The following is a 22,342-nucleotide window of genomic DNA, read 5'->3' as shown; positions in this document are numbered from 1 at the left end:
GGGAGGGCTTCGCGTGGTCACGGTCTTCTTGGTCGACGACCATGAGGTCGTCAGGCGCGGCCTGGTCGACCTGCTGGCATCGGATCCGGAACTGAAGGTCGTCGGCGAAGCCGGGTCCGTCGCCGAGGCCATGGCCAGAATCCCCGCCGTACGCCCGGATGTCGCCGTCCTCGATGTGCGCCTGCCCGACGGCAACGGCATCGAACTGTGCCGCGACCTGTTGTCCGACCTGCCCGATTTGCGCTGCCTGATGTTGACGTCGTACACCTCCGACGAGGCGATGCTCGATGCGATCCTCGCCGGCGCCAGCGGATTCGTCATCAAGGACATCAAGGGGATGGAGCTCGCGCAGGCCATCAAGGACGTCGGCGCGGGCAGATCACTTCTCGACAACCGCGCCGCGGCGGCGTTGATGGCGAAGCTGCGCGGCTCGGCCGACCGCAAGGACCCCCTTTCCGGGCTGACCGAACAGGAGCGGACACTGCTCGGGTTGCTCGGCGAAGGGCTGACCAACAGGCAGATCGCGGCGCGGATGTTCCTGGCGGAGAAGACCGTGAAGAACTACGTGTCGCGGTTGCTGGCGAAACTCGGCATGGAGCGCCGGACCCAGGCAGCGGTCTTCGCATCCAAACTGGACCGGAAACCGTGACCGACCCGACTGCGCCGAACCGGTCGAGCGAAGGTCGGTCGCTACGTAATACGTTGTCGCAGCTGCGGCTTCGCGAACTGCTGGCCGAGGTGCAAGACCGGGTCGGTCAGATCGTCGAGGGCCGCGACCGCCTCGACGGCCTGGTGGACGCCATGCTGGTGGTCACCGCGGGCCTGGAGTTGGATGCGACGCTGCGCACGATCGTGCGCACCGCAAGCGAACTTGTCGACGCCCGGTACGGTGCGCTCGGCGTTCGCGGCGACGGCCACGAGTTGGTCGAGTTCGTCTACCAGGGAATCGACGAGCCGACGCGCGACCTGATCGGGCACCTGCCCGAAGGCCGGGGTGTGCTCGGCGTGCTGATGGATGATCCGAAACCCATTCGGCTGGAGGATATTCGACAGCATCCGGCATCTGTCGGCTTTCCCCCGCATCATCCGCGGATGTCCACCTTCCTCGGGGTTCCGCTGCGGATCCGCGACGAGGTGTTCGGCAATCTGTATCTCGCGGAGAAAGCCGATGGTCGACCGTTCAGCGAGGACGACGAGATTCTGGTCGAAGCGTTCGCCGCCGCGGCCGGCATCGCGATCGAGAATGCGCGCCTGTACGAGCAGTCCCGGGCCCGGCAGTCGTGGATCGAGGCGACCCGCGACATCGCCAACGAGATGCTGTCCGGTGCCGAGCCTGCGGCGGTGTTTCGGCTCATCGCGGCGCAGGCGCTGAACCTGACCGGCGCGGACGCCACGGTCGTCGCGATGCCGGTCGACGTCGACCTTGCGGCGGCCGATGCCGTCGAGCTGTCGGTGGCGGCCGTCGCCGGCGCGCTGGGCGGCGAACGGTGCGGCACAATCATTCCCGTCCCCGACTCACCGATCGGTAAGGCGTTCCTCGACGGGATCCCGCGCAAGTTCGGATCCGTCGACATCGGCGTCGGTGCCGGCGTCGGACCCGCGCTCGTGCTGCCGCTTCGCGCCACCGATGCGGTCGCCGGCGTGGTGGCCGCGGTTCGAGGCGAAGACGCGTACCCGTTCACCTCTGAACAGCTCGAGATGATGGCCGCCTTCGCAGATCAAGCCGCGCTCGCCTGGCAACTCGCCACCTCGCAGCGCCGGATGCGCGAACTCGACGTGCTGACCGATCGGGACCGCATCGCACGTGATCTGCACGACCATGTCATTCAGCGGCTGTTCGCGGTCGGATTGTCTTTGCAGGGCACGATTCCGCGAGCGCGGTCGGTGGAAATCCAACAGCGGCTGACCGACTGCGTGGACAATCTGCAGGAGGTCATCCAGGAGATCAGGACCACGATCTTCAATCTGCAGAGCGCCCCGTCGGTCGCGACGCGGCTTCGCCAACGGCTGGACGCGGCGGTCGACGAGTTCTCCGATACGGGGCTGCGAACCACGGTGCAGTTCGCCGGGCCGCTGTCGGTCGTCGACGCGACGCTGGCTGATCACGCCGAAGCCGTTGTGCGAGAAGCCGTCAGCAACGCGGTTCGGCATGCGCAGGCGACGACGATGACGGTCGGTGTCCGGGTCGACGACAACCTCACCATCGAGGTCGCCGACGACGGCCGTGGCGTTCCCGACGACATCACCGGCAGCGGGCTGGCGAACCTGCGCAAGCGCGCCGACGAGGTCGGCGGGGCGTTCACGCTCGAGCACCGTCCGCAAGGCGGCACGCTGCTGCGGTGGTGGGCGCCTCTGGCCAGGAACTAGTCCGGCCACTCGACGACGTCGGCCAACGCACGCCGCGGTGTGGACGGCAGCGGATCGGCGTTCACCGGCGCCCAGCCGATGCGCAACAGCATCTGCGGATAACCGCTGTCGCCGAACACGTCCTCCCTCAAGGCCTCCCGCGTTTCGGCGATCTCGAGGGGTTCGGTGACCGGGCAGCTCGCCAACCCCAGCGCGGTTGCCGTGAGCAGCGTCAGGCTGGTGGCCTCACCGGCGCGCAGCCTGGCCAGCGGGCTGTCGTCCTTGGTGCCCAGCGCCAGCACCGTCGCCGAGTCGTCTTCTGGCGACACCTCGGGCGGCTGGGCCAGCGCGGGACCGGCGAAGAGGCGCCCCGGGAGCGCGGCGGCCGGATTCGACTGCGGAATGTTGCGGGCGGGCACCCCCGCCAGCGATGCGTGGCGTCCGCTCCACACGGTCAACTCGCGCAGGTAGTCCTCGTTCGAGACGTGCTGCTGCACAGCTTGGGCGACAATGTGTTGCAGCTTCGGAAGCAACGCGACCTCCCGCAACATCACGCCGCACCGGGCGGCCCGTGCACCCATCAACGCGATGTCGGCCTCCGGGACGCACCACGAGTTGTAGAGCCTGCGGTCGGTGCGTCGCCTCGGGAACGCCGCTGCCAGGACCACATCCACCTCGCCGGCGGTCCGGGGCCGCACCTCGATGGCGGCCAGGTGCTGCGGTTGCGCGGGATTCGGGAACCGGTGAACTTTGGCGTGCCAGCCGAGCGCCGCCAACGCGACCACCGCGTGGTGCAACGCGATTCCGCAACTCAACAGCAGATCGCGGCTGTCGGGATCGGCGTTGTGCAGCTGCCGGTCCAGATCGGCGTACAGGTGCAGACTTTCGTCTCCGACCCGCCACCGCCACGGTTGCGAATTGTGGATGGAGGGCGCCCTGGTGGCGAGCGACAACGCCGTGCGGATGGTGTCGCGATCCGGAAAGTGAGCGGTCATGGCGGTTCGTGCGCTTCCTGTGTGATTCGTTCTCGTACTCCACAATGGCTCGCGCCGACAGCACCGGACTAGGGACGAAGGTCCTCGATGTGAGGAAAATTGCGTCGGCGGTCAGTCGGCGATCGAAAGCGCGATACCGTCGAGGATGTCGTGCTCGCTGACGGTCAACTCGTCGATGCCGGCCCGCTGCCGCAACGCCTGCGCCAACTCTTCGACGATGATCGCGCCGCCACCGATGACGTCGACGCGGCCCTCGTGCATCGGTCCGAGCGCTGCGCGCCGGCTACGCGGCATCGCGATCAGCTCGTCGCATACCCTCAGCAGTTCGCCGAACGGAACCCGCGACCGGTGAATGGCGGCCGCATCGTACGCCGGCATCCGGTGCGCCAGCGCCGACAGCGTGGTCATGGTGCCCGCCACCCCGACCCAGGTGCGGGCCTGTTCGACCGGCACCGCGCCGAACGCCTCGGCGAGCCCGGCGCGGACCACCTCTCGCGCGGAAGCGACCTCGGTGGGGGTCGGCGGATCGGAGTGCAGGCACCGTTCGGTCAGCCGGACGCAGCCGATGTCGGCCGAATAGCTGGCGGTCACGTCGGCGCCGCCGGTGCCCAGCACCACCTCGGTCGAACCGCCGCCGAGGTCGACGACCACGAAAGGTGCTGCGGCGGCGTCCAGTTCGTCGACGGCGCCGCGGAACGACAACGCGGCCTCCTCGGTTCCGGTGATCACCTCGGCGACCGCACCCGGCGCCACCGCGCCCAGCACCTCGGCCGTCATCGCGAAGAACACGTCGCGGTTGGCGGCGTCCCTGGTCGCCGAGGTGGCGACCATGCGCACCTTCGACACGTCGTGGCGGCGCATCAGGTCGGCATAGTCGATCAGCGCCGCCTTCGTCCTGTCGAGTGCGTCGGCGGCGAATTGCCCTGTGGCGTCGACTCCTTGGCCCAGCCGGACGATCCGCATCTCGCGGTGCACGTCGGTCAGCTTGCCGTGCACCCGGTCGGCGATCAGCAGCCGGATGGAGTTGGTACCGCAGTCGACGGCGCCGACCCTATTCATCAGACCACCTTCCGGGCTCGAGGACGCCGTCCATGGCCGGGTCGTCGGCCAGTGCGGCCAGCGCCTCGTCGCCGAGCGGGTTGGTGCCGGGCCCCTTCGCCAGGGAGTGGGCCATCAGCACGTGCAGGCACTTCACCCGGTCCGGCATGCCGCCGCCGGAGAACGTCGTGCGCAACGGTTCGATCGCGTCTCGCTCGGCGAGATACGATTCGTGCGCCTTCCGATATGCCTGCGCCAGTTGCGGATCGGTCTTGAGGCGTTCGGTCATCTCCCGCATCAGCCCGGAGGACTCCAGCCTGCTGGCGGCCGCGGTAAGCGCCGGATGGGTCAGGTAGTACAACGTCGGAAACGGTGTTCCGTCCGGAAGTTTCGGCGCGGTCTTGACGACCCCGGGCTCGCCGTTGGGACACCGGTAGGCGACCTCGAGCACGCCGCGGGGTTCACGACCCAGCTGCCGCGCGACGGCGTCGAGGTCCGAGCGCTCAACCACCGGGAGCGGGCGGGGCGGGAGACGGTGGTTCGGGCGCACCGGGCACGGGCGGTGGCGCCCCCGGCAGGGGTTCGGGCGAAATCCCGTGCGGCGCATCGGCGATCGTGTGCCACAGCGCCGTGTACCACGGCTGGTCGCGGTGTGCGGCCGTCGGTTCTTCGTCGGGTGCGCCGGGCACGGCGGCGTTCGCGGGCAGCTGTACCTGGTACGGGATCTCCCCGGGCATGACGAAGCCCAGACGCTCGCGGGCCTGCGCCGCGATGAACACCGGGTCGGCCAGTTTCACCTTCTGCTGCTCGAGGTCGGCGATCTGGGCGCGCAACTGCTCTTCGGTGGCCTTAAGTTGCTTCATCTCGGTGCGCTGCGCGAAATAGGTGCGCACCGGTCCGGCGATGGTGAGCGTCAGCACGCACACCACCGCCGCGAGGATGGCTGCGCGCCGCGCCGCTGAGCCGAACCGCTGCTCGGACTGCTGTTCCGCCGAGTCTGCGATCGCGCGCCGGATGACGACGCCGGTGTCCTTCGGCTGGGACTCCGGCGACGCCTCGGCGGCGGGTCGCGATTCGGTACCTCGCGGCTCACGGCGTGCCGCCGTGCGCGGACGGCCCTTCCCGACGGCGCCGGCCTTGCCCGACTTACCTGGTCGGGAGGTCGGTGACCGACGCTTCGGGTCGGGCCGTTTCGCTTCGGGCACGGGCTATTTCACGGCCTATTTCGAGTCCAGCGCAAACCGTGGGAACGCCAGGTCGCCCGCGTAGCGGGCGGCGTCGCCGAGGTTCTCCTCGATGCGCAGCAGCTGGTTGTACTTGGCGACGCGTTCGCTGCGGGCGGGTGCGCCGGTCTTGATCTGCCCGCTGCCCACCGCGACCGAGAGGTCGGCGATCGTCGTGTCCTCGGTTTCGCCGCTGCGGTGACTCATCATCGTCCGGTAGCCGCTGTTGTGAGCCAGCGCCACCGCGTCGAGCGTCTCGGTCAGCGTGCCGATCTGGTTGACCTTCACCAGAAGCGCGTTGGCGGCGCCCTTTTGGATGCCGTCCTCGAGGCGCTCCGGGTTGGTGACGAACAGGTCGTCGCCGACCAGCTGCACCCGGTCCCCGATCGCCGACGTCAGCGCGACCCACCCGTCCCAGTCGTCCTCCGACAGCGGATCCTCGATCGAGACCAACGGATAGGTGTCGAGCAGGCCGGCGTAGAACTGGCCCATCGCCTCGGCGCTGCGTACCTCGTTCTCGAACGTGTAGCCCTGCCCGTCGGAGTAGAACTCGGTCGCGGCGACGTCGAGCGCCAGCGCCACATCCGTGCCGGGTTTGAAGCCGCTCGCCTCGATCGCGGACAGGATGAGGTCGAGTGCGGCCTTGGTGCCCGCGACGTCGGGGGCGAACCCGCCCTCGTCACCGAGACCGGTCGCCAGCCCCTGCTTCTTGAGCACCGACTTCAGCGAGTGGTACACCTCGGCGCCCCAGCGCAGCGCCTCCTTGAACGACGCCGCCCCGATCGGCGCGACCATGAACTCCTGCACGTCGACGCCGGTGTCGGCGTGTGCGCCGCCGTTGAGGATGTTCATCATCGGCACCGGCAGGATGTGGGCGTTGGGGCCGCCGATGTAGCGGAACAGGTCGAGATCGGCCGCGTGGGCCGCGGCCTTGGCCACGGCCAGCGAGGCGCCCAGGATCGCGTTGGCGCCGAGCCGCGACTTGTCGGGCGTGCCGTCGAGATCGAGCAGCGCCTGGTCCACGAGCCGCTGATCGTCGGCCTGCAGTCCGATGATCGCCGGACCGATCTCCTCGAGCACGGCTTCCACGGCCTTTTCGACGCCCTTGCCGCCGTAGCGGGAGCCGCCGTCGCGGAGCTCGACCGCCTCGTGTTCACCCGTCGACGCACCCGACGGCACCGCGGCGCGCGCGAACGAGCCGTCTCCCAGCAGAACCTCGACCTCGACCGTCGGGTTTCCCCGGGAGTCGAGGATTTCTCGGGCTCCGACCTGATCGATTGTGGGCACTGGCGTCTCCTCGGGTGTCCGTGTTGTCTCGGCGGTGGTGCGCCGTCAACCGACGAGCCTAGAGCCTCACTGTTCGCCCGGCGTGTTTAGAGGGGGTGTCCGTTGGCGTAGGCGGTGGCCCAGTCGCGCACCGTGCGCGCGTACTGGTCGGAGAGGTTGTAGGCGCGTAACGCGTTCATCCACCCGCGCGGCGTCGCAAGGTCCTTGCCGGTCCAGCACAGATACCCGGCCGCCGACAGCGCGGCGTCGTCGATGTTGTCGGCGCTGATGTGGCCGTCGTTGTTGGCGTCGACGCCGTAGTGCTGCCAGGTCTCGGGGATGAACTGCATCGGCCCCATCGCCCGGGCGAACTGCGAGTCGCCGTCGTGGCTGATCGCGGCGTCGTCGAGGATTTCCAGGTTTCCGTTGGTGCCGTCGAGCCAGACGCCCCGGATGGGCGGCTTGACGTCGCCGTTCGCCTCGATGGCCGCGCCGCGGTAGGTGCCGTGGTGGCTTTCCACCTGGCCGATACCAGCCAGCGTCGTCCACGCCAGCTTGCAGTCGGGGTTCTCCACCTCAGCTACCCGGGCCGCGTAGGCGTAGGCCTCGAGGGCGGCGACGGGGATGCCCAGCTTGGGCGAGCGTTCGGCGGCCCAGTCTCGGAGTTGATCAGCCGGGCGGCCCTTGGCGTAGGTGTCGATCTTGGGCACCGGATCGCCCGGCGGCGGGGGTACACCCTCGGGGATGGGTGTACCCAGCTGCCACGAGCAGCTCGAAGCCAAGAGCAGCGCCGTCGCACCCAACACGGCGACAGCACGCAGCCAACGCACCGGCGACACTAAATCCCCTCAACCAACTTCGGTTGCTGCCAATGTTCCCACGCGTCCCGGACGCGGCGGCTCAGCGGAGTGAGCGATTCGGGCGCGCAAATGATCGTTCAGCGGTTTTCAGCGCGCCGAATCCGCTATTTGTTCGACTTCGGTCTGAGCCTCGTCGGCCGCTTCCACCGCATCGGCCTCTTCCGCCTCCTCAGCCGCATCCACCTCATCTGATTCTTCGGTCTCGATAACTTCATCGGCGTCGGCATCGTGGTCGTTTCCGGCCTTCTCGCCGGACGGCCAGTGCGCGCGCCACTCCTCCTCGGTCACCTGGCCCAACGACGTGGCGTCGAGTTCCTCGGGAACGTCGTCGCCGCGGCGGCTGACCGCGACCGCGTGCTCGGCCCGCCGGACGGCTTCCATGAACTCCAGGGTGGCCGACCGCAACGTGTTCTCGGCATCGCTGCCCGCCGACACGGTCACCGTCGTCATCGCCGTTGGGACGAGGTCTGCGGGCAGCCCGGCGGCGCTGACCCGTTCGATCACCTTCTGCGTCAATGCCAGAGCGGGCTGGCCGGTCGGCACATCGTCGATAACTGAGAAGCGGGACTTCGCTCTCTTCTCTAAAGCCTTGCGTTCTTCCCACTGCGCGAGCTGTTCGTCCAGCGAGATCGGTTCACCGGCGAGCACCGCCGGCACCCGGTTGCCCAGCTTGCGCACCAGCGAATCGGCGACGTCGTCGATGCTGAACGGATTCTGCGGCGCGTCTTCGGCGATGCGGGCGTGAAAGAGCACCTGCAACAACACATCTCCGAGTTCCTCGCGCAACGCATCGGCGTTGCCGCTGCGCACCGCGTCGAACACCTCGTAGGTTTCCTCGAGCAGATAGCGCCGCAGCGAGTCGTGCGTCTGCTCGCTCTCCCACGGTCCGGAGGTACGAAGCTTGTCCATCATCGCGACCGCGTCGACCAGGCGCTCCCCCGGCGCGGCCTCGGGCGCGGAGATCACTTTTTCGCCGGTGGCCAGCCGGGCCTTGACCGCGGGGTGCTCCGGGTCGGAGGACAGCAGCACCGGTGCCTGGTCGCCGTCGTAGGCGGGTCGCGCGGAGGGCAACGACCACGGCACCTTGATCGGCATCTCCTCGGTGTACTGAACGTCACCGGCAAGCAGATCGATCGCGTCGATGGGGATCAGTGACGGGCGGCGGGGGTCGACCAATACGACGGTCATCGGGCTGCACCCCCTCACGCTTGTCGACGAGACCGCTGATCTCTCGGTTATACCAACCCATTGTCGGGCCTCGGCGCCTGCCGAGACCTGGCAACGCGCGCTTCACCGTCACCGGGTGGCTCCGACAGAGGATGGCCGCCCTGCCGGGAAGGCAAGGCGGCCATCGTGTCGTGACTTAGGACTCCGACGGGAACGGGTCGTCCGGGATCTCCCAGTGCCCCGGCGCCTCGTCGAAGAACGGGTTGACGATGCCGTTCACCTCAGGCAGCTTCTTGAGCTGGCCCGGAGGGATTCCGAAGAACGGGTTCGGGATCCCGTTGATGAACGCTGCGTTCTTCAGCTGTCCCGGCGGGATGTGCCCGTTCGGAAGCTTGAAGTAGTTGTCTACCTCGGGAAACTCCACGTCGGGAAGGTTCACATCCGGCACGTCGACGTCGGGAACGTTCACATCCGGCACGTCGACGTCGGGCACGTTCACATCCGGCACGTCGACGTCGGGAACATTCACATCCGGCACGTTCACGTCGGGAACATTGACGCCCGGAACGTTGACATCGGGGATGTTCACGTTCGGCACGTCCACGTTCGGGATGGCCGGCACAGGTACGGGCGGCGGCGGCGGGTCGGCCTGTGCGAGACCCGCACCCAGGCCGAGCGAGCCGAGTCCGAGTGCACCGGTCATCGTCGTGGTTACAGCCAACTTCTTCAAGTTCATCGTTCACTCCTTCGCCTTGCGTCATCGCGACGCGCACCAACAGGCTCGATGGCAATCGCGTGATGTTCGGTTTAGGAAATTGCTCGACCGCCGACTGTCGGACGATCGCGCCGCCCCAGGTTTGGACGACTAATGCAACACCTTGACCCCCCGCTGTGTATGTCGCATCCGCGCCCCCGCCCCGTTATCAGCGCTGCCCGATCCGAGGGTCGAAAAGTTTGCAGAAAACGCCCTGACCAGGCGATTAGGCCGGAGAATTCGATCCGGAAATCACGTCGACGCTGCCCTGCGGCTTGCCGTCCAGAGCCAGCACCAGGTCGGCGACCATCTGCACCAGTTCGAGGTCGCGGATGCGTGGCGCACCGAGGCCGTCTCCGGCGCGCGGGATCGGGACCTGCACCGTCGACGTGGTCGCCCGGTAGTGCGCGCTCGGGTACATGCGCTTGAGCCGAAGTTGCTGGGAGTCCATCAGCTGCAGCGGCGCCAACCGCAGCGTCGACTCCGAGACCGAACTGACCTCGGTGATGCCGTAGTGCTTGAGCAGCAACCGCAGCCGCGCGACGGCCACCAGCCGCTGCGCAGGCTCGGGCAGCGGACCGTACCGGTCGACGAGCTCTTCGACGACGGAATCGACCGCGTTCTCGTCGGCGGCCGCCGCCAGCCTGCGATACCCCTCCAGCCGCAGCCGGTCGCTGCCGATGTAGTCCGGCGGCAGATGCGCGTCGACGGGAAGATCGATCCGCACATCTTTCGGTTCTTCCGGCGCGGCAACGGTTTTACCGTCCGCGGCCGCGCGGTAAGCCTCGACCGCCTCGCCGACCAGACGCACGTAGAGGTCGAAGCCGACGCCGGCGACGTGGCCGGACTGCTCGGCGCCGAGCACGTTGCCGGCGCCGCGGATCTCCAGGTCCTTCATCGCGACGGCCATGCCGGCGCCCAACTCGTTGTTCTGCGCGATCGTGGCCAGCCGGTCGTAGGCGGTCTCGGTCAGCGGAACCTCCGGCGGATAGAGGAAGTAGGCGTACCCACGTTCGCGGCTACGCCCGACGCGACCCCGAAGCTGATGCAGCTGGGACAGGCCGAACGTGTCGGCGCGTTCGACGATCAACGTGTTGGCGTTGGAGATGTCCAGGCCGGTCTCGACGATCGTCGTGCAGACCAGGATGTCGTATTCGCGGTTCCAGAATCCCTCGACGGTGCGCTCGAGTTGTTCCTCGGGCATCTGGCCGTGCGCGACGACGACGCGGGCCTCGGGCACCAACTCGCTGACCTTCGCCGCGGCCTGGTCGATAGACCTGACCCGGTTGTGGATGTAGAACGCCTGCCCGTCCCTGAGTAACTCGCGTCTCAACGCGGCCGCGAGTTGCTTATCCGAATGTGGCCCCACGTAGGTGAGCACCGGATAGCGCTCCTCGGGCGGGGTGAGGATCGTCGACATCTCGCGGATGCCTGCCAAGCTCATCTCCAGCGTGCGGGGAATCGGGGTGGCGCTCATGGTCAGCACGTCGACGTGGGTGCGCATCGACTTGATGTGCTCCTTGTGTTCGACGCCGAAGCGCTGCTCCTCGTCGACCACCACCAGGCCGAGGTCCTTCCACGTCACGCCGGTCTGCAGCAGCCGGTGCGTACCGATCACGATGTCGACGCTGCCGTCCTTCATGCCCTCGAGCACCGCCTTGGACTCGGCGGGTGTGGTGAACCTGCTGAGGCCCTTCACGGTGACCGGGAAACCGGCCATACGCTCGCTGAACGTCTGCAGGTGCTGATCTGCCAGCAGCGTCGTCGGCACCAGCACCGCGACCTGTTTGCCGTCCTGCACCGCCTTGAACGCCGCGCGCACCGCGATCTCGGTCTTGCCGTAGCCGACGTCGCCGCAGATCACCCGGTCCATCGGGACCGGTTTCTCCATGTCGGCCTTGACCTCGGTGATCGCGGTCAGCTGGTCGACGGTCTCGGTGAAGCCGAACGCGTCCTCCATCTCGGCCTGCCACGGGCTGTCCGGAGCGAATGCGTGGCCGGGTGAGGCCTGCCGCTTGGCGTACAGCGACACCAACTCTGCGGCGATCTCCCTGACGGCACTGCGCGCGCGGCTTTTCGTATTCGTCCAGTCGCTGCCGCCCAGTCTGCTCAGCGTCGGTGACTCGCCGCCGACGTAGCGCGACAACTGGTCGAGCGAATCCATCGGCACGTACAACCGGTCGGCCTTCTGCCCGCGCTTGCTCGACGCGTACTCGAGCACCAGGTACTCGCGGCGGGCGCCGCCCACGACGCGCTCGGTCATCTCGACGAAGCGGCCGATGCCGTGCTGGTCGTGCACCACCAGGTCACCGGCGGTGAGCGCCAACGGATCGACCACGTTGCGCCGCTTGGCGGCCAGCCGCTTGCCCTCCGTGGCGGCGGCCCGGTTGCCGGTGAGGTCGGTCTCGGTGATCACCACTAGGTTCGCGCCCGAGATGATCACGCCGTCGTGCAGAGGGCCCTTGAGCACACCGACGACGCCTTCCTTGAGCGTGCTACCCGGCTCCAGAAGCCCTGCGGGAACGTCGGATTCGGCGAGTTGCTCGACCACACGCTGCGCGGTGCCTGCACCGGGGGTGACGACGGCCGCGTGGCCGCCGGTGCTGACGTGGCCGCGCAGCATCGCGAAGATCTCGTTGACGCTGGATTGCTGACCGCGAGCTGACGGGGCGGGCCGGATGTCGAGTTCGAGCGCGGACTCGTCGGACAACTGGCTCAGCGTCCACCAGGGGTGGCCCGTGGCGCGGGCGGCGGAGCGGGCGTCGTCGAGTTCGACGAATCCCGACGCGCCCAGGGCCTCGAGGTCGATCGGGGTGTCACCCCCGACAGCTGCGGCCGACCACGACGCTTCGAGGAACTCGCGGCCGGTCTTGATCAGGTCGGCGGCACGGGTGCGGACCTTCTCCGGGTCGCAGATCAACAGCGGCGTGCCGGCCGGCAGATGGTCGGACAACGTCGACAACTGGCCGCGGTCCTCGGTTCGCTTGAGCAGCGGCAGCAGGGCCTCCATACCGTCGACGGGGATGCCCTCGGCCAGCTTGGCCAGCATGTCCGGCACGGTGCCCGGCAGCGTGTTCTCCTGCACCGGATGCTGGCGGGCCAGTTCGACGGCACGCTCGCGCACGTCGTCGGTCAGCAGCACTTCGCGGCACGCCACGGCGATCACGGTGTCAACCGCGATCTCGGGGATCGACCGCTGGTCGGCGACCGAGAACATGCGCATCTCGGACACCTCGTCGCCCCAGAACTCGATGCGAACCGGGTGCTCGTAGGTCGGTGGGAAGAGGTCGAGGATGCCGCCGCGAACCGCGAACTCCCCGCGCTTGCCGACCATGTCAACACGGGTGTAGGCCAGTTCGACGAGGCGCGCGATCACGTGGTCGAAGTCCGATTCGACCCCTACGGTCAACGTCACCGGCTCGACGTCCGCCACGTCGGGTGCCATCGGCTGCAGCAGCGACCTGGCGGTCGTGACGACCACGCGCAGCGGCGGTCCGAGACGCTCGTCATCGGGACGGGCAAGCCTGCGCAACACCATCAGCCGCGCACCGATCGTGTCGACCCCCGGCGAGAGCCGTTCGTGCGGCAGCGTTTCCCAGGACGGGAACATCGCGACGGCGTCGCCGAGCACACCGCGCAGTTCAGCCGTCAGGTCGTCGGCCTCGCGACCGGTCGCGGTGACCACGACGAGTGGTCCGGTCTGCTCGAGCGCGCACGCGACGAACAGCCGGGCGCTGGCCGGTCCGACGATGGCGAGATCGGCGGGTCTGTCGGCGGCACGACGCGAGAGCTCGACCAGTGAGGGATCGCGTAACGCCAGTTCGACAAGCCCGGCGATCGGGGTCGGGACAGATACGGTCCCCGATGCGGTCATGATGAGTCCATCTTAAGTGGAGTGGCGGTCCCGGTGCGCTGCCAGTCGCCGCAGCGACGGGTTCCGTGCCGAAATCGCTTGTGGGCGTTACTCGTCGAGCAGCGGCGGGTCGTTCTCCAGATGCATCAAGCCGTTCCAGCAGAGGTTGACCAGATGTGCGGCCACCACTTCCTTCTTCGGCTCACGGACATCGAGCCACCACTGCGCGGTCATCGACACCGACCCGACCAGAGCCTGGGCGTACAGCGGCGCCATTTCCGGGTCGAGCCCGCGGCGGGAGAAATCGCCGGCCAGGATCGAGGACACCTGGTTGACGGCCTCGTTGAGCAGCGTCGAGTATGTGCTGCCCGACGTGATCGCCGCCGGGGAGTCGCGGATCAGGATGCGGAACCCGTCGGTGCGCTCGTCGACGTAGGTCAGCAGCGCCAGCGCGACCCGTTCGATGCGCAGCCGAGAGCGGTTGTTGGTCATCCTGGTCAGCGACGACGTGATCCCGTCGAGCAGCGCGGACATCTCGCGGTCGACCACCACCGCGTACAGCCCTTCCTTGCCGCCGAAGTGCTCGTAGACGACGGGTTTGGAGACGTTTGCGCGCTGGGCGATCTCCTCGATCGAGGTGCCCTCGTAGCCGCGCTCGGCGAACAGCGACCGGGCGACGTCGATGAGCTGGTGGCGGCGTTCGGCGCCGGTCATCCGCGCGCGCGGAGCCCGCATCTCTTTGTCGAGTGCAGCCACGCTTTTGAGCGTAGTGCGTTGGACGTCCGGCGACGATCAAGCGGCGAGGTACGAGCCGCGATGAGAAGCTCGACCGTTGGACTAGCATCACGAGTTGATCGATCCGTCGTGGTGTAATCGGCAGCACCTCTGATTTTGGTTCAGATAGTTCAGGTTCGAGTCCTGGCGACGGAGCACTTTTTGCGGCGAGCGACCGCTAAATGACACCGTAGAGCGGCGTGTCGGCGTACAAACACGGTCACTCGCGCGGAGGGGGAACCTCATGACCAACCACCATCGCGATTCCGCCGTCGTGGTCCTTGCCGCGGGCGCGGGCACGCGGATGCGGTCCGACACCCCGAAGGTGCTGCACACGCTGGCCGGGCGCAGCATGCTCGCGCACGCCCTGCACGCGGTCGCCAAGGTGGCGCCCGAACGACTCGTGGTCGTGGTGGGCATGGACCGCGAGCGCGTGGCGGGCGCGGTCGACCGGCTGGCCGCCGAGCTCGGCCGGACCATCGACACCGCGGTGCAGGAGCAGCAACTGGGCACCGGGCACGCCGTGGAGTGCGGGCTGTCGGCGCTGCCACCCGAGTTCACCGGCACCGTGGTGGTCACCTCGGGCGACGTGCCCCTGCTGGACGCCGACACGCTGGCCGACCTAATCGCGACTCACAACGCCGAGGCCGGCGGCCGGCCCGCCGCGGCGACCGTGCTGACCACCACGCTGCCCGACCCGACGGGTTACGGCCGCATCCTGCGGACCCAGGACGGCGAGGTCATGGGGATCGTCGAGCAGGCCGACGCCAGCCCGTCGCAGCGGGCGATCGCCGAGGTCAACGCCGGCGTGTACGCGTTCGACGTCGCCGCGCTGCGTTCCGCGTTGAGCCGGCTGCACTCGGACAACGCCCAGCAGGAGCAGTACCTGACCGACGTCATCGCGATCCTCCGGTCCGACGGACACGTCGTGCGGGCCAAGCATGTCGACGACTCGATGCTGGTCGCCGGCGTCAACGACCGCGTACAGCTGGCCGAGCTGGCGGCCGAGCTGAACCGGCGCATCGTCGCGGCTCACCAACGGGCCGGTGTCACGGTCGTCGATCCGGCCACCACGTGGGTCGACGTCGACGTGATGATCGGCCGCGACACCGTCGTGCAGCCGGGCACCCAACTGCTCGGCGGCACCCGCATCGGCGGTCGCTGCCAGATCGGGCCGGACACCACCCTGGCCGACGTCACGGTCGGCGACGGCGCGACGGTGTGCCGCACGCACGGCAGCTCGTCGGTGATCGGTGATGGTGCGACGGTCGGGCCGTTCACCTACCTGCGACCGGGCACCGTGCTGGGCGTCGATGGGAAGCTCGGCGCATTCGTCGAGACCAAGAACTCCACCATCGGCGCCGGTACCAAGGTGCCGCACCTGACCTACGTCGGGGATGCCGACATCGGCGAGCACAGCAACATCGGCGCGTCGAGCGTGTTCGTCAACTACGACGGGGAGACCAAGAGCCGCACCACCATCGGCTCGCACGTCCGCACCGGATCGGACACCATGTTCATCGCCCCGGTCACCGTCGGCGACGGTGCCTACACCGGCGCAGGCACCGTCGTACGCGACGACGTGCCGCCGGGGGCGTTGGCGGTCTCGGCGGGTCCGCAGCGCAACATCGAGGGCTGGGTCCCGCGCAAACGCCCCGGCTCGGCGTCGGCCGCCGCGGCGGCTCAGGCATCGGGTCAGCCGCCGGGCCCCGACGACACGGCGGGCTCCGACGACGACGAAACAGCCTGAACCCGTCCCCTGTTGTTCACGATCTGGCCACCCGGGCACGGCCGGTGCGTGAAGCTACGTACGATTAAGCGGTATCGATCCCCGACCTTGAGGGCGCACTGTGGGCACCGAGTGGACCGACAACCGCAAAAATTTGATGTTGTTCTCGGGTCGGGCACACCCCGAACTCGCTGAGCAGGTCGCCAAGGAACTCGATGTCCCCGTGACGGCGCAGACCGCGCGGGACTTCGCCAACGGTGAGATCTTCGTCCGCTTCGACGAGTCCGTGCGCGGCTGCGACGCGTTCGTCCTGCAGAGCCATCCGGCGCCGCTGAACCAGCACCTGATGGAACAGCTGATCATGATCGACGCGCTCAAGCGCGGCAGCGCCAAGCGCATCACCGCGATCCTGCCGTTCTATCCGTATGCCCGGCAGGACAAGAAGCACCGCGGCCGTGAGCCGATCTCGGCGCGGTTGGTGGCCGACCTGCTCAAGACCGCGGGCGCCGACCGGATCGTCACCGTCGACCTGCACACCGACCAGATCCAGGGCTTCTTCGACGGCCCGGTCGACCACATGCGGGCGCAGAAGCTGCTCACCGGATACATCGCCGACAACTACTCCGACCACAACATGGTCGTCGTCTCGCCGGACTCCGGGCGGGTTCGCGTCGCCGAGAAGTGGGCGGACTCCCTGGGCGGCGTACCCCTCGCTTTCATCCACAAGACCCGCGACCCGCTGAAGCCCAACGAGGTGGTGTCCAACCGGGTCGTCGGCGACGTGCGGGGCAAGACCTGCGTGCTCACCGACGACATGATCGACACGGGCGGCACCATCGCGGGCGCGGTCAAACTGCTCAAGCAGGACGGTGCCGGCGACGTGATCATCGCGGCCACTCACGGTGTCCTGTCCGATCCCGCGCGCGAGCGGTTGACCGAGTCGGGGGCGTGTGAGGTGATCGTCACCAACACGCTGCCGATCGGCGAGGACAAGCGCTTCCCGCAGTTGACCGTGCTGTCGATCGCGCCCTTGCTGGCCAACACGATCCGCGCCGTCTTCGACAACGGTTCGGTCACCAGCCTGTTCGACGGGTCGGCGTAGCCGTGGCCTCGAAAGCTTCAGACGCAACCATCTTCCACAACCCCAAATGCTCGACCTCACGCAAGACGCTGGATCTGTTGCGGGAGAACGGAATCGAGCCGACGATCGTGCAGTATCTCAAGACGCCGCCGACTCGCGCCGAGCTGGCGAAGATGATCTCCGAGGCGGGTATCGACGTGCGGACCGCCGTTCGCAAGCGGGAACCGCTCTACGCCGAGTTGGGTCTCGCCCACGCCAGCGACGACGAACTCCTCGACGCGATGGCCGCCAACCCGATCCTGATCGAGCGGCCGTTCGTCGTCACTTCCAACGGTGTCCGGCTCGCCCGCCCGATCGACGCGGTGCGCGAGATTCTGTGAGCCGTCGGGGCTTTGCGCTTCTCGCGGCTGCGGTCGCGGTCGCTGTGGCGTCGGGCTGCGGCACGGAACCCCCCAACTACCAGTCGGTGTGGTCGACGTCGTCGTCACCGACGACCACCGCCCCGGCAGACGGCGACAAACCGGTGACGGTCGCGGCGTACCTCGAGCAGACCGGCGTGGTCGGCGACCCGGTCTTCCCCGAGAAGCTCACCGATCTGACCGTCACATACCCGACGCCGAAAGGGTGGGAGCCGTACTTCAACGCCAACTTCGCGCCCGGCACACGGGTGATCGCCAAGGGTGAGACGTATCCGATCGCGATGCTGGTGGTGATGAAGCTGACCGGCGACTTCGATCCGCGCGAGGCCATCAAGCACGGGTACGTCGCCGCCGAGATGTCGCAGAACTTCCGGCGCCTCAACGCCTCGATGGACGACTTCAAGGGTTTCCCGTCGGCGATGATCGAGGGCAGCTACGACCTCAACGGCCGACGGATGCACAGCTACAACCGCATCGTGATCGCCACCGGCGCACCACCGGCCAAGCAGCGCTACCTGATCCAGTTCACGGTGACGGGCTATGCCGAGAAGGCCGTCGAAGAGTCGGGCGACATCGAGCAGATCATCGGCGGCTTCAACGTCGCGGTGCCGAAGGCACCCCCGCCGCCCCGGTAGTTCTTGCCGCGGCTCACTAGGCTGTCGCCATGAGCGAATGGACCGCCGCCGACCTGCCCTCTTTCGCCGGACGCACCGTCATCGTCACGGGCGCCAACAGCGGTCTCGGGCTGGTCACGGCTCGTGAACTCGCCGGCGCCGGCGCGACGGTCATCCTCGCCGTGCGCAACACCGCCAAGGGCGACGAGGCCGCCGCGGCGATCACCGGTGACGTCGAGGTCCGCAAGCTCGACCTGCAGGATCTGGGGTCGGTGCGGGCCTTCGCCGACGGTATTGACGCCGTCGATGTGCTGGTCAACAACGCGGGCATCATGGCCGTCCCGTACGCGTTGACGGTCGACGGGTTCGAGAGCCAGATCGGCACCAACCACCTCGGGCATTTCGCGCTGACCAACCTGCTGCTGCCCAAGATCACCGATCGGGTGGTGACGGTGTCGTCGATGATGCACCTGATCGGCCGCATCAACCTCAAGGACCTCAACTGGAAGGCACGGCCCTATCTGGCGTGGCCGGCCTACGGTCAGTCGAAGCTGGCGAACCTGTTGTTCACCAAGGACCTGCAACGACGGCTGACCGCGGCGGGCTCGCCGGTCAAGGCGATTGCCGCGCACCCCGGCTACTCCGCAACCAACCTGCAGGGCCAGACCGGCAACAAGTTCGGCACCCGGTTCTGGCTTGCCGGCAACCGACTGTTCGCCACGAGCGCCGAGTTCGGCGCCCGCCAGACCCTGTACGCGGTGGCCGAGGATCTGCCGGGGGACACTTTCGTCGGCCCGCGGTTCGGCAGCCGGGGACCCACCGGCCCGACCCCGTTGCGCAGCCCGCTGGCGCGTGACGCACGGACCGCGACGGCGCTGTGGGAGCTCTCCGAGCAGCTCACCGGCACCAAGTTCGCGCTCTGATTTGGGCCCGAGCAGCAGTTGCGGCTACCCTTGCCGGTGATCACGGCGAGGGTGGCCTGCCACCGTTATCGACGCGAACCTCTTTTCGAGTGGTTGAGCCCTGGCCGTGCCGAGTACACGACAGGAGCACCCACCGCATGGCCAAGAACGCCCCCAACAACCTGACCGCTTCGGTCCGTACTGAGACCGGTAAAGGCGCCTCGCGGCGTGCCCGCCGCAATGGCAAGGTGCCCGCGGTCCTCTACGGTCACGGCAGCGACCCGCAGCACCTGGAGCTCGACGGCCACGACTTTGCCGCCGTACTTCGCCACGCGGGCACCAACGCGGTTCTGACGCTCGACATCAACGGCAAGGAGCAGCTCGCGCTGACCAAGGCGCTCGACATCCACCCGATCCGCCGCACCATCACGCACGCCGACCTGCTCGTCGTGCGTCGCGGCGAGAAGGTGACCGTCGAGGTCAACGTCGTCGTCGAGGGCGACGCCGCGCCCGGCACGCTGGTCACGCAGGATGCCAACACGATCGAGGTGGAGGCCGACGTCCAGTCGATTCCGGAAAACCTGACCGTGTCCATCGAGGGTGCCGACGTCGGTACGCAGTTCACCGCCGGCGCAATCGAGCTCCCGTCGGGCGTCACGCTGGTGTCAGACCCCGAGATGCTGGTGGTCAACGTCGTCGCTGCGCCGACGGAAGAGGAGCTGGAGGCCGAGGGCGGCGGTGCGACGCTGGAGGAGCAGGGCGCCGAGGTCGCCGAGGCGGAGGCCGCGGAGGGCGAAGGCGACACCGAAGAAGCCGCACCCTCGGAAGACTCCGAGTAGTCCGGCGTGGCCGAACCCTCCCCTGGCCAAGGGCGGGGGCCCCAGATCGTGGTCGGCCTGGGCAACCCGGGGCCTCAGTACGCCACCACCCGGCACAACCTCGGGTTCCTCGTCGCCGACATCCTCGCCAACCGCATCGGCTCGGGATTCAAGGTGCACAAGAAGTCCGGCGCCGAAGTGGCCACGGGCCGCATCGGCGGACGGCCGGTCGTGCTGGCCAAACCGCGTACCTACATGAACGAGTCCGGTCGCCAGGTGGGGCCCTTGGCCAAGTTCTATTCGGTGTCGTCTGCCGACATCGTGGTGATCCACGACGAACTCGACATCGACTTCGGCCGGATCCGGCTGAAGCTCGGTGGCGGTGTGGCCGGGCACAACGGTCTGCGATCGGTGAGTTCAGCGTTGGGCAGCAACGACTTTCAGCGAGTCCGCATCGGCATCGGACGGCCGCCCGGCCGGATGGACGGTGCGAAGTACGTGCTGTCGACCTTCAGCTCGGCCGAGTGGAAGGATGTCCCGACGATCTGCGAGCAGGCCGCCGACGCCACCGAACTCCTTGTGGCGCAAGGCCTGGAGCCGGCGCAGAACATCGTCCACGCCTGGGAATAGCCCGCCGCTCGCGCCCTAGTCTCCCGTACGGCGGGCGTAGGCGCGAAGCGCGAACGGCGCGAAGATCGCCGTCAACACCAACGACCAGACGATGGTGGCCAGCACCGGGTGATGCAACGGGAGCTGTGCGCTTTCCGGCGCGGGGCCGCCGTTGCCCCACAGTTCGCGCATCGCCTGCGCCAGCGACGACACCGGGTTCCACTCGGCGATCACTCGCAGCCAGTGCGGCATCGGCTCGGTGGGCACAAAGGTGTTGGCCAGGAACGTGATCGGAAACAACACGGTGAACATCACCCCGTTGACCGCCTCGACGGTGCGCAGCAGCGACCCGATCAGGATGCCGAACCAGATCATTCCGAAACCGAACACCAGCACGAGCGCGAACGCCAGCACCGCTTCGGCGACGCTGCCGCGGATGCGCCACCCGATGGCCAAGCCCGTGAGCGCCATCACCACCACCCCGAGCGACGAGTGGATCAGGCTCGCGATGCTGCGGCCGATCAGAACCGACGAGCGCGAGATGGGCAACGACCGGAACCGGTCGATGATGCCTTTCTCGACGTCGGCCGTGATGCCGGATGCCACGACGAACGCCGAGAAAACGATCGTCTGTGCCTGGATGCCGGGGAGCAGGAACTCGCGATAGTTCGTGCCACCGGGGTTGACGATCGAAGCGCCGAACACGAACGCGAACAGCAGCACGAACATGATCGGCTGCGCGGTCACGTCGCTCAACATCTCGGGCATGCGCTTGGTGTGGATCATGTTGCGTTTGACCATGATCCACGACTGCTGAGCGATGTTGGTGCGCCCGGTGTGCGCTGGTTCGACGCGCTCGGGCGCGGACGCGGTCAGGGTGGTCATGCCTCGACCTCCTCCTCGGTGCGGTGACCGGTCAGCGTGAGGAACACGTCGTCGAGGCTGGGCCGGGACAGCCCCATGTCGTCGACGTCGATGTTGCTCTCGCGCAGCCAGCCGGCGACGCGGATCATGTCGTCGAGACCGTCGGCGGCGGCGGTGAGTTCGCGCGCGCCGACGTCGACGTACACCTCGGCGCCGGTCTTGGCGAGCAGCGCCTGCGCGGCGGGAAGATCCTCTGCCTTCGCCACGGTCACGACCAGGCTGGCAGTGCCCGCCTGCTGCTTGAGTTGCAGCGGCGACCCCTGCGCGATGATGCGCCCCTTGTCGATCACCACGATGTTGTCGGCAAGCTGATCGGCCTCCTCGAGGTACTGCGTGGTCAGCAACAACGTCGTGCCATGCTTGACCAGGTTTCTCAGTGCGTCCCACAACTCGCTGCGGCTCCGCGGATCCAGGCCGGTGGTGGGTTCGTCGAGGAACAGCACCGGAGGCGACGCGATCAGGCTCACCGCGAGGTCGAGTCGGCGGCGCATCCCGCCCGAATACGACCTCACCACGCGGTCGGCCGCGTCGGTGAGCGAAAACTGTTCCAGCAGTTGGTCTCCCAGCCGCCGAAGAGCCTTCTTGCGAATGCCGTAGAGTGCGCCGATCATCCGGATGTTCTCCCGGCCCGTCAGCAGTTCGTCCACCGTGGCGACCTGTCCGGCCAAGCCCATGTTGCGGCGCACCTGATCGGGTTCGCGCACGACGTCGTACCCGGCGACGCGCGCGGTGCCGCTGGTCGGTTCGGTGAGCGTGGTCATCATCCGCACCGTGGTCGTCTTACCGGCGCCATTGGGACCCAGCAGACCCAGCACCGTGGCAGGCGGGACGGTGAAGCTGACGCCGTCGACCGCGGTGTTCTCACCGAAGCGCTTCACCAGGTCGATGGCTTCGACGGCGGGTGGGGAGGGCATGACAGGAACCGTATCGGCACTCGCCGACAAGTTGTTACCGCGCGAGCGACCGCAAA

Annotated in this window: 21 protein-coding genes and 1 tRNA gene; 10 read left to right on the top strand and 12 right to left on the bottom strand. The window is 67.9% G+C overall.

The window, feature by feature from the left end:
* Positions 1-13: 13 nt before the first annotated feature.
* Together dosR and AU187_RS14735 are read left to right on the top strand one after the other, a co-directional pair.
* Complete coding sequence (gene dosR / locus AU187_RS14740) at positions 14-649, top strand: hypoxia response regulator transcription factor DosR/DevR (protein WP_059098046.1); 636 nt, start codon at positions 14-16, stop codon at positions 647-649.
* On the top strand, positions 646-2,367 hold the full coding sequence (locus AU187_RS14735) for a GAF domain-containing sensor histidine kinase (protein ID WP_059098047.1): 1,722 nt from the start codon (positions 646-648) through the stop codon (positions 2,365-2,367). The genes dosR and AU187_RS14735 overlap by 4 nt, the downstream gene beginning before the upstream one ends.
* Here the strand turns inward: AU187_RS14735 and AU187_RS14730 are convergent.
* The 10 genes from AU187_RS14730 to AU187_RS14685 all read right to left on the bottom strand — a co-directional run bounded on the left by AU187_RS14730 (position 2,364) and on the right by AU187_RS14685 (position 14,216).
* Entirely contained in the window at positions 2,364-3,341 is a 978-nt protein-coding gene (locus tag AU187_RS14730) for an Acg family FMN-binding oxidoreductase (protein ID WP_059098048.1), read from the bottom strand. The two genes, AU187_RS14735 and AU187_RS14730, sit on opposite strands and share 4 nt — an antisense overlap.
* Positions 3,342-3,452: 111 nt before the next feature.
* Positions 3,453-4,400, bottom strand: a complete 948-nt coding sequence (locus AU187_RS14725; RefSeq protein ID WP_059098049.1) for a Ppx/GppA phosphatase family protein — start codon at positions 4,398-4,400, stop codon at positions 3,453-3,455.
* Positions 4,393-4,890 carry a DUF501 domain-containing protein gene (locus AU187_RS14720; RefSeq protein ID WP_059098050.1) on the bottom strand — a complete coding sequence of 166 codons (498 nt, stop codon included), beginning with the start codon at positions 4,888-4,890 and terminating at the stop codon, positions 4,393-4,395. The genes AU187_RS14725 and AU187_RS14720 overlap by 8 nt, the downstream gene beginning before the upstream one ends.
* Entirely contained in the window at positions 4,883-5,584 is a 702-nt protein-coding gene (locus AU187_RS14715) for an FtsB family cell division protein (RefSeq protein WP_059098051.1), read from the bottom strand. The genes AU187_RS14720 and AU187_RS14715 overlap by 8 nt, the downstream gene beginning before the upstream one ends.
* A 15-nt stretch (positions 5,585-5,599) precedes the next feature.
* Positions 5,600-6,889, bottom strand: coding sequence for a phosphopyruvate hydratase (eno, locus tag AU187_RS14710; RefSeq protein WP_059098052.1), 1,290 nt, complete (start codon positions 6,887-6,889; stop codon positions 5,600-5,602).
* An 86-nt stretch (positions 6,890-6,975) separates the two neighbouring features.
* Positions 6,976-7,707 carry a lytic transglycosylase domain-containing protein gene (locus AU187_RS14705; protein WP_059098053.1) on the bottom strand — a complete coding sequence of 244 codons (732 nt, stop codon included), beginning with the start codon at positions 7,705-7,707 and terminating at the stop codon, positions 6,976-6,978.
* 108 nt (positions 7,708-7,815) lie between these two features.
* Complete coding sequence (locus AU187_RS14700) at positions 7,816-8,916, bottom strand: nucleoside triphosphate pyrophosphohydrolase (RefSeq protein WP_059098054.1); 1,101 nt, start codon at positions 8,914-8,916, stop codon at positions 7,816-7,818.
* Between the two features lie 175 nt (positions 8,917-9,091).
* Positions 9,092-9,631 carry a hypothetical protein gene (locus tag AU187_RS14695; RefSeq protein ID WP_059166883.1) on the bottom strand — a complete coding sequence of 180 codons (540 nt, stop codon included), beginning with the start codon at positions 9,629-9,631 and terminating at the stop codon, positions 9,092-9,094.
* Positions 9,632-9,875: 244 nt separating this feature from the next.
* Positions 9,876-13,523 (bottom strand): transcription-repair coupling factor, encoded by a 3,648-nt coding sequence (mfd, locus tag AU187_RS14690; RefSeq protein WP_059098056.1) that lies wholly within the window; start codon positions 13,521-13,523, stop codon positions 9,876-9,878.
* Positions 13,524-13,610: 87 nt separating this feature from the next.
* The gene (locus AU187_RS14685; RefSeq protein ID WP_059098424.1) at positions 13,611-14,216 is read right to left on the bottom strand and encodes a TetR/AcrR family transcriptional regulator; all 606 of its coding nucleotides are present in this window, start codon (positions 14,214-14,216) and stop codon (positions 13,611-13,613) included.
* 144 nt (positions 14,217-14,360) lie between these two features.
* Between AU187_RS14685 and AU187_RS14680 the strand changes: the two genes are divergently transcribed.
* From AU187_RS14680 to pth, 8 genes are all read left to right on the top strand, one after another.
* A tRNA-Gln gene (locus tag AU187_RS14680) sits at positions 14,361-14,432 on the top strand.
* An 88-nt stretch (positions 14,433-14,520) separates the two neighbouring features.
* Positions 14,521-16,026, top strand: a complete 1,506-nt coding sequence (gene glmU, locus AU187_RS14675; protein ID WP_059098057.1) for a bifunctional UDP-N-acetylglucosamine diphosphorylase/glucosamine-1-phosphate N-acetyltransferase GlmU — start codon at positions 14,521-14,523, stop codon at positions 16,024-16,026.
* Positions 16,027-16,126: 100 nt separating this feature from the next.
* Entirely contained in the window at positions 16,127-17,107 is a 981-nt protein-coding gene (locus AU187_RS14670) for a ribose-phosphate diphosphokinase (RefSeq protein ID WP_059098058.1), read from the top strand.
* 2 nt (positions 17,108-17,109) lie between these two features.
* On the top strand, positions 17,110-17,466 hold the full coding sequence (gene arsC, locus AU187_RS14665; protein ID WP_059098059.1) for an arsenate reductase (glutaredoxin): 357 nt from the start codon (positions 17,110-17,112) through the stop codon (positions 17,464-17,466).
* The gene (locus AU187_RS14660; RefSeq protein ID WP_059098060.1) at positions 17,463-18,140 is read left to right on the top strand and encodes an LpqN/LpqT family lipoprotein; all 678 of its coding nucleotides are present in this window, start codon (positions 17,463-17,465) and stop codon (positions 18,138-18,140) included. The genes arsC and AU187_RS14660 overlap by 4 nt, the downstream gene beginning before the upstream one ends.
* A 29-nt stretch (positions 18,141-18,169) precedes the next feature.
* Positions 18,170-19,042 (top strand): oxidoreductase, encoded by an 873-nt coding sequence (locus AU187_RS14655; protein ID WP_059098061.1) that lies wholly within the window; start codon positions 18,170-18,172, stop codon positions 19,040-19,042.
* 137 nt (positions 19,043-19,179) lie between these two features.
* Positions 19,180-19,860, top strand: a complete 681-nt coding sequence (locus tag AU187_RS14650; RefSeq protein WP_059098062.1) for a 50S ribosomal protein L25/general stress protein Ctc — start codon at positions 19,180-19,182, stop codon at positions 19,858-19,860.
* A gap of 6 nt (positions 19,861-19,866) precedes the next feature.
* The gene (gene pth / locus AU187_RS14645) at positions 19,867-20,469 is read left to right on the top strand and encodes an aminoacyl-tRNA hydrolase (RefSeq protein WP_059098063.1); all 603 of its coding nucleotides are present in this window, start codon (positions 19,867-19,869) and stop codon (positions 20,467-20,469) included.
* Between the two features lie 15 nt (positions 20,470-20,484).
* Here pth and AU187_RS14640 read toward each other — a convergent pair whose 3' ends face one another.
* Both AU187_RS14640 and AU187_RS14635 read right to left on the bottom strand, forming a co-directional pair.
* Positions 20,485-21,333 (bottom strand): ABC transporter permease, encoded by an 849-nt coding sequence (locus AU187_RS14640; protein WP_059098064.1) that lies wholly within the window; start codon positions 21,331-21,333, stop codon positions 20,485-20,487.
* Positions 21,330-22,286, bottom strand: coding sequence for an ATP-binding cassette domain-containing protein (locus AU187_RS14635; protein WP_059098065.1), 957 nt, complete (start codon positions 22,284-22,286; stop codon positions 21,330-21,332). The genes AU187_RS14640 and AU187_RS14635 overlap by 4 nt, the downstream gene beginning before the upstream one ends.
* Positions 22,287-22,342: the final 56 nt, after the last annotated feature.

It is taken from the genome of Mycobacterium sp. IS-1556 (assembly GCF_001499985.1).
Lineage (GTDB): Bacteria > Actinomycetota > Actinomycetes > Mycobacteriales > Mycobacteriaceae > Mycobacterium.
This window is presented reverse-complemented; position numbering and strand designations above follow the sequence as displayed.